At 68.7% G+C, this 6157-nt stretch carries 7 protein-coding genes; 2 read left to right on the top strand and 5 right to left on the bottom strand.

Annotated elements, in window-relative coordinates; all coding sequences use genetic code 11:
* A partial coding sequence (locus ACXJKJ_RS26120; protein WP_457393665.1) for a hypothetical protein occupies positions 1–195 on the bottom strand: 195 nt, incomplete at its 3' end.
* Between ACXJKJ_RS26120 and ACXJKJ_RS26115 the strand changes: the two genes are divergently transcribed.
* Positions 194–640, top strand: a complete 447-nt coding sequence (locus ACXJKJ_RS26115) for a hypothetical protein (protein ID WP_457393663.1) — start codon at positions 194–196, stop codon at positions 638–640. The two genes, ACXJKJ_RS26120 and ACXJKJ_RS26115, sit on opposite strands and share 2 nt — an antisense overlap.
* A gap of 83 nt (positions 641–723) precedes the next feature.
* Here the strand turns inward: ACXJKJ_RS26115 and ACXJKJ_RS26110 are convergent, their stop codons facing one another.
* The 4 genes from ACXJKJ_RS26110 to ACXJKJ_RS26095 all read right to left on the bottom strand — a co-directional run bounded on the left by ACXJKJ_RS26110 (position 724) and on the right by ACXJKJ_RS26095 (position 5379).
* A complete protein-coding gene (locus ACXJKJ_RS26110; RefSeq protein WP_457393661.1) occupies positions 724–1602 on the bottom strand; it encodes a hypothetical protein in 879 nt (292 codons plus the stop codon).
* A gap of 397 nt (positions 1603–1999) precedes the next feature.
* Positions 2000–2527 carry a YcnI family copper-binding membrane protein gene (locus tag ACXJKJ_RS26105; protein ID WP_457393659.1) on the bottom strand — a complete coding sequence of 176 codons (528 nt, stop codon included), beginning with the start codon at positions 2525–2527 and terminating at the stop codon, positions 2000–2002.
* A complete protein-coding gene (locus ACXJKJ_RS26100; protein WP_457393657.1) occupies positions 2524–4899 on the bottom strand; it encodes a TonB-dependent receptor in 2376 nt (791 codons plus the stop codon). Before ACXJKJ_RS26100 ends, ACXJKJ_RS26105 begins: the two co-directional genes overlap by 4 nt.
* A gap of 84 nt (positions 4900–4983) precedes the next feature.
* A complete protein-coding gene (locus ACXJKJ_RS26095) occupies positions 4984–5379 on the bottom strand; it encodes a DUF2946 family protein (RefSeq protein ID WP_457393655.1) in 396 nt (131 codons plus the stop codon).
* A gap of 141 nt (positions 5380–5520) precedes the next feature.
* On the opposite strand from ACXJKJ_RS26095, the gene ACXJKJ_RS26090 reads away from it, so the two are divergent.
* Positions 5521–6153: a hypothetical protein gene (locus tag ACXJKJ_RS26090; protein WP_457351413.1), complete on the top strand. Its 633-nt coding sequence runs from the start codon at positions 5521–5523 to the stop codon at positions 6151–6153.
* Positions 6154–6157: the final 4 nt, after the last annotated feature.

Here is a 6157-nt window from a genome sequence, read left to right as displayed (position 1 = left end):
GGCCATCGGTCGTGGCTCGTCGCATGGCTCTTCGGGGCGATGGCAGGGCCCGGCCTGCTCGGCAAAGTGCGATCCATGCAACGCCTCGACCTCGTCCTTCTGCTCAGCACTGCCGCACCGGCGGCGCGCGCCGAGCTGCCCCGGGCGCATCGAGCGTGTCTCTGTCCCGTTGATCCTTTTCCAGGAGATCCTCATGAAGCGTTTTGATTCCTCTTCTGCCCCACTCAGCCTGAGCTGGGCCCTCGTCACCGCTCTGGGCCTCGTGGCTGCGGGTGTGCTGTCTTTGCCCGCCGAAGCCCATGCCGCCGCGTCGCCCTGCGACGACAAGGTCGCCCTGCAGCGGCGGCTGGACGATTTCGATGCCCGCTGGAATGCCAGCGACGCCTGGGGCCTGACGGCCCAGTTCACGATGCAGGGCAGCTTGGGCGCTGCCGGCGAGCCGGGCCGCGTGGCGGTCTACCGCGAACTCATCGAGCGTCTGGGCCGTTCGTCGCAGCCGCGCCAGACGCGGCTGCTGCGTGCCACCGACGTCGGCCAGGCCTGCCTGGTGGACGTGCAGGTGCGCAGCGGCGAACGCAGCGAGGCTGGCTTGTTCCTGCTGGCGCCGTCGGCCGAGGGCGGCATCGTCGCGATGCGCTGAGGCAGCGCACCCGGGCTGGGCGCGTGGGCGGCCTGCTTGCGTCTCAAAGGCAAATTGCCTTGTCGGCGTGAGGGCGTCGTTGCCTACTTCGCCTTCGCCGGCCAGCGCCGGAAGTCGTACCAGAGCTCCGGACGTTCGACAGGCGTGGCAGCGCCGGGCGTGAGCAGCGGATTGGTGAGATCGATCACCACGCGCTCATGCAGGCGCGCACGGCGTAACCGTTCGCCGAAGTAGCGCTCAAAGAGCTTGTCAAAGCTGCCATCGGCCATCGCCTGGTTCAGTCCGCGCTCGATGTCGGCGGCGAGCTTCGTGGCCTTGCGGTTCACCATGAAGTAGGCGTCATAGGGGTAGTGCAGAACCACGTGCGACTCCACCTCGAAGCGGTCCGAGCGCTCCTCCAGTTCATCCCAGACCTCGGTCAACCCACGGGGAAAGTAGTCGAATCGTTCCCCCTGCAGCATGTTGAAGAGCGCCAGGTAGGCCGAGCCAGCCACGACCGGAATGCCGTTGGCACGCAGGATCTCGGTGTCCGGCCAGCTCTGGCCTTGGCCTACCCGCAGTTGCTGAAGCTGCTGCAGTGAGTTGAGCGACCCAAAGCGTGCCTGATCTCCGCGCCGGATGAGGCCAACCCGCCAACCGAGCATGCCGCGATTGACGGGGATGCGGATCGCCAGCAGGCGGGCTTCGCGCTCGGGCGAGGCGGGAATGGGCGCCACGTCGATCATGCGCCCCGCCTCCAGCTCAAGGACCTGGCGCTCCTGGTTCATGGTGACACCCGCATGCTCGATCCGGTACTCGGTGCCGCAGCGCGCCAACGCCAGCGCCAGCAATTGATCGGCGTAGACCGACCGACGGTCTTCCCGAACCTCGGGGCGCGGAATGCGCACGACCTCGACGGCTGCCGCAGCCTGCACCCCCACCGCAAACCACAGTGCCGCGCAGAATCGAGCGAGCACTGTCATGAAGAACTCCTGCTGCTGCAACAGGTTGCGATGCTACCGGTCAGTCCCCAGAAGGCCGCCGGTGCACGCCGAGTGGCGCTTGCATGTAGGCAAAGTAAAGCCCCGAGCGGCCAAGGCCGTTCGGGGCGAAAGAGCGCTTCACGCCGCCCGGGACGCACCCCGGAGGGACGTGGGGCTGCGGCGTGGATCACAGCGCAGGTGGCCTGGCAGGGCGACACTGGGAGGTGACGCAGTCGGGCCCGAATCTCATGCTTTCATGGTCGCGGGCGGCTCGCGTGCCGCCTCGCCAGGGGCCGCAACGTTGCCGGGGGCCATGCACTGGTGACGGGCTGAATCATCGGCGCAGCGATCTGAAAACAAAGCCGCGATCAGCCGGGGTCGACCGGGCTTTTTCGGCTCAGTGACTGTGAGCCTCGGTACGGGCGGGCAGCACCTTCAACCTGACAGCCGATGCACGTGGCTTGGGGTTGGCGGCGCTCGGCAGCTCGGCCCAGTTCCATTCGCCCTGGGTGCAGACCTGGCGCACGGCAAAGGCCAGTTCGCCCGGCTCGGCTGGCAGGGACACGCGCAGCACGAACTCGTCGTACCAGGCGTCCTGCACATAGTTGGCCTCGCCATTGGCCACCCAGCGTGCCTCGGCCAGTTCGTCGGTGACGGCCTTGCCATGGCTGTCGTAGGGGACTTTCAGCGGCCGCTGCTTGGTGGTCAGCGTCCAGCCGGCTTTGGGCATGGGCTTGGCGCCGCGCAAGCCCTCCGGCAGGGTCACGACGATTTCCTTCGTCGCCGCGCCGCCCTCGCAGCCGTGCCCGACCTTGAAGACGGCGCGGTAGCTGCTGCCGGCCGGGGCCTCGGGCTGCTCCAGCGTGATGTGGGCCTGGGCGGTGCCGGCGACGGCAAGCAGAGTGGCGGTGAGGTATGTCTTCATAGATCGAATTTCAGCTCGGCCGAGTAGCTGCGTTGCGGGTAGGGGTGGAAGTTCCAGTATTGATAGTTGTTCAGGTTGTCGATGCCGACGGCGGCGCTCCACTGGCGGTCAATCTTCCACAGCACGCGCAGATCGGCCGTCGCATACTTGCTGACGCCCATGTAGGCAAAGCCGTTCACGTCGGCATTGTTGAGTGTGCGGTACTGGCGGCCGCTGTAGCGGGCCGCGAGGCTGGCGCTCCAGTGCTCGTCGAAGCGCCAGGCTGCCAGGGCGGTGGCGCGCCAGCGCGGGATGTTGGGCTGCCAACGCCCCAGGGTGTCGCCCGGCGTTGCGACAAAGCCGCTGTTGGCCTTGATCCTGGAGTCGGTGTAGGTCGCGCTGGCCGACAGGTCCAGGCCCTTGAGCAGCCAGTCGTTGGCGGCGAGCGTGGCCTCCAGGCCGGTCGTGCCTATCTTGTCGATGTTCTGCACGCGGCTGACGTTCCTGTTGGCTGCCGGGTCGAAGAGGGCCTGCGAGTACAGCGAATCGCGGGTTGTCTCGGCGAACAGCGTGAGGCGCGACTGCAGCGGTCCCCAGGTGGCTTCAGCGCTCAGCTCGGCCGTCCAGGACTTCTCGGGCTTGAGGTTGGGGTCGTTGATGTACGCCGAGTTTGTCGTCGACGTGGCGCCATACAGCTCGGCCACGGTGGGCATGCGAACGGCCCGGCCGACGGAGGCCTTGAGCACGGTGTCGGCCGTGGCCTGCCAGGACAGGGCCGCCTTGGGTGACAGGAAGCTCTCGCTGCGCGCGGCATAGGCCTGGCCGGCCGTGGCCGAGAAGTCCGTGCGTCCGTCGTGGGCCTGCCAGGCTTCAGCGCGCAGGCCCAGCACGGCCTTCCAGTCGGGCGCCAGCAGCCAGGCGTCCTGTGCATAGGCGGCCTGCAGGCGGGTTTTGCCCTGGACATTGGCGGCCATCGCGCCGGGGCCGTCAGCGAGGTAGTTGCCGGCGATGTTGGACGTCAGGTAGCTGAGCCGGTAGCTGTCCTGCTGCAGGCCGAGATCGACGACGTGGTCGGTCCCCGCGGGGCGCCAGATGCCCTTGAGGGCGAGGGTGTTCCAGCCGGTGCCGCTACCGTCGGCCAGCGTGCCCGCGCCGCCCGTCCGAGCGCCCGGCTGTGGGTTGCCGGCGGTGTTCTGGCGCTTGTCGTCCTTGCGGTAGTCGTAAAGGCTGGCCGCGGCTTCCCAGTCCCATTCACCGCCGCTGCGGCTCTTGACCGACAGGCCGTGCATGACGTGCAGCAGCTGCTCGCGCGTCAACGGGAAGTCGCCACCAGTCGGCGCGGTGAGCTGCTTGCCATCGATGACGACAGGTCCCGAATAGACGGGCTTGCCGCTCGCGTCGCGCAGCCAGCTCTCTGAATTGCCGTCTGAATCGTTGTGCCAGACGCCCATCACATAGCTGGCACGCAGCGTGGGGCTGAGCTCATAAGCCAGCTTGATCTTCACGTGGTCCTGCCGGGTGCTGTATCGCGTGGCCGAGCCCAGCAGATACCAGGGCTGGCCATTGCTGTTGGGCACCAGCACGGCGCCCGTCACCGGGGTACCGTTGGTGACCACGGTGCCCGTGCTGGCCAGGCGGTTGGCGAAGGTCAGCGGCTGGCCGTCGCTGTCGGTGCGGTTCACGTTGAGCCACCAGCTGAGGTCGCCGGCGCGGTCGCCTACCGAGGCGCTGGCCTGCCGGGCGCGGTAGTTGGCCTTGGTGCCATAGAGCTCGAAGGGCTGGGACACATAGCCCAGCTTGGCATGGGCCTCGAACTGGGTCGGCATGCGCGTCACGTAGTCGACGACGGCGCCGGCCGAGTTGCCGGGGTAGGCGGCCGAGAAGGGCCCGTACATGACGTCGACGCGCTCGATCTCCTCCGGCGTCACCAATCCCCAGCGCGGCGGGAAGGACAGGCCGCCGACGCCGTTGCCCAGATAGTTGGACAGCAGCATGCCGTCCGCGTAGACGGCCGAGCGTGCGCTGTTACCGGTGCCCGAGGCGCGGCTGGACAGGATGGCGTGGTTGTAGTCGCCGATGTAGCGCTTGCGCACCAGCAGGCTGGGCAGGTACTTCAGCGCGTCTTCGGTATCGGTCGCGTTGATGCTGCGCGCGATGTCCTCGCGCGTGACGGTCTCGCGTGTGGTCGGGATGTTGGTGGGCAGGGAGCTGGGCGCGGCGCCTTGCACGCGCACGAGACCGAGCTTGTTGCGGGGCGTGGACGTGTCGGCGTCGGTCGCGGTCACCTGGGTGGGCAGTGGGGTGTCGTCGCAGTCGTCGCATGCCTGTGCCACGGTCCAGACAGACAGAAGGGCGCTGGCGGCAGCCGCGCGCGCGGGGGAGGATTTCTTCATGGAAAGGCCGGATCTGGGTCGCGCCGTCGCCCGCAGCGGAGGACGGCCAAACGCCGGGCCAGGACGGCCGCGGCGGCGATGGACTCAGATCAGCCCGGGTGGGGCGCGTGCGCTGGCGGGGCGCCAGGCGTGGGCGGTGACCGGTGCGGTCCAGAAGCGCCCGGGGGCTTCGAAACCCAGTTCCGTGCGCAGTGCGATGACTTGCACGGCGGGCGGCGGCGCGAGATCCGCCGCAGCGATATGGCAGGCTGCGCAATGGCCGTGGGCCAGCACATCCAGCGCCTTCTCGATGGGCTTGGGCGTGGCGCCTTTGCTGGAAACCGTGGATGCGCGGCAGATGTCCTGCCAGGCGGAGAAGTCACCCCGCGCATGTGCCATTGCCGCGCTGATGCCCGGCGCCAGCAGGCCCAGCACAAGCACGGCCAGCAACCACGCGGCAAAGGCGCGGGGGTGGCGGCGGGCGTGGCGAGCGGGCGTCATGGCGTGGGTGAGGCGTCGCCCGGATTGTGCCGCCTGTGGGCCGATGTCTTCGGGACGTCACCCCCACCGCGATCCGCTGCCGAGAGGATGCCGTACCCCTGTGGGATTGCGCGCCGGCCCGTCGGCGGCCCACACTGCGCCATGGACGCCCCGGCATCGCCTCCCAAGCCTTGGCCCGCCCGCATCCTCGGCTGGATGGGCGCGGAGGCCCCCAAGCTGTTGGCCAGTGTCGTCGTGCTGGTGCTGGGCTTCTGGATCAAGGACTCGGTGGACCTGGCCATCAAGCAGCGCCAGCTTGACCTGAGCTACACCAAGGAAATGCTGGCGGTGCTGCAGAAGCTCACCGAGGAGGAAGACCTCGGCAAGCTCAACAACGCCGCCGTCGTGCTGGCCTCCTTCGGCGAGCCGGCGCTGCCGGCCCTGCTGATGGAGCTGCGCCGCCCCGACCTGCACGCCGTTGCCGCCACGCGCGGCCTGGAGGCCATGGCCGTGCGCGAGCCGCAGACGCTGTGCCGCGTGCTGCCGCCGCTGCTGCTCAAGCGCAACCAGCACTACGACATCGGCGCCCATCGCACCCTCGTCGGCCTCATTGGCGACAACGGCTGCACCAAGGCCCTGCCGCAGCTACGCCGCTACCGCGACTTCGTCAACGCCGCGGTGGCCGGCAAGCCCGACGAGCTGCGCCAGCGCGTCGGCGGCGACATCGCCGCGCCCGCCGAGGCCTATCCGCGCCTGAAGCAGACCGTGGACGAAGCCATCAGCAACCTGGAGTGACGCC

Source organism: Roseateles sp. P5_E1 (assembly GCF_054049335.1).
The sequence above is the reverse complement of the archived record's forward strand: the minus strand, read 5'-3'. Positions and strand labels throughout refer to the sequence as shown.

What these genes read in the sequence shown, in the direction of transcription:
- ACXJKJ_RS26115 (WP_457393663.1), top strand. Translation starts at nt 194, where the DNA reads ATGAAGCGTTTTGATTCCTCTTCTGCCCCACTCAGCCTGAGCTGGGCC.
- ACXJKJ_RS26110 (WP_457393661.1), bottom strand. Translation starts at nt 1,602, where the DNA reads ATGACAGTGCTCGCTCGATTCTGCGCGGCACTGTGGTTTGCGGTGGGG.
- ACXJKJ_RS26105 (WP_457393659.1), bottom strand. Translation starts at nt 2,527, where the DNA reads ATGAAGACATACCTCACCGCCACTCTGCTTGCCGTCGCCGGCACCGCC.
- ACXJKJ_RS26100 (WP_457393657.1), bottom strand. Translation starts at nt 4,899, where the DNA reads ATGAAGAAATCCTCCCCCGCGCGCGCGGCTGCCGCCAGCGCCCTTCTG.
- ACXJKJ_RS26095 (WP_457393655.1), bottom strand. Translation starts at nt 5,379, where the DNA reads ATGACGCCCGCTCGCCACGCCCGCCGCCACCCCCGCGCCTTTGCCGCG.
- ACXJKJ_RS26090 (WP_457351413.1), top strand. Translation starts at nt 5,521, where the DNA reads ATGGACGCCCCGGCATCGCCTCCCAAGCCTTGGCCCGCCCGCATCCTC.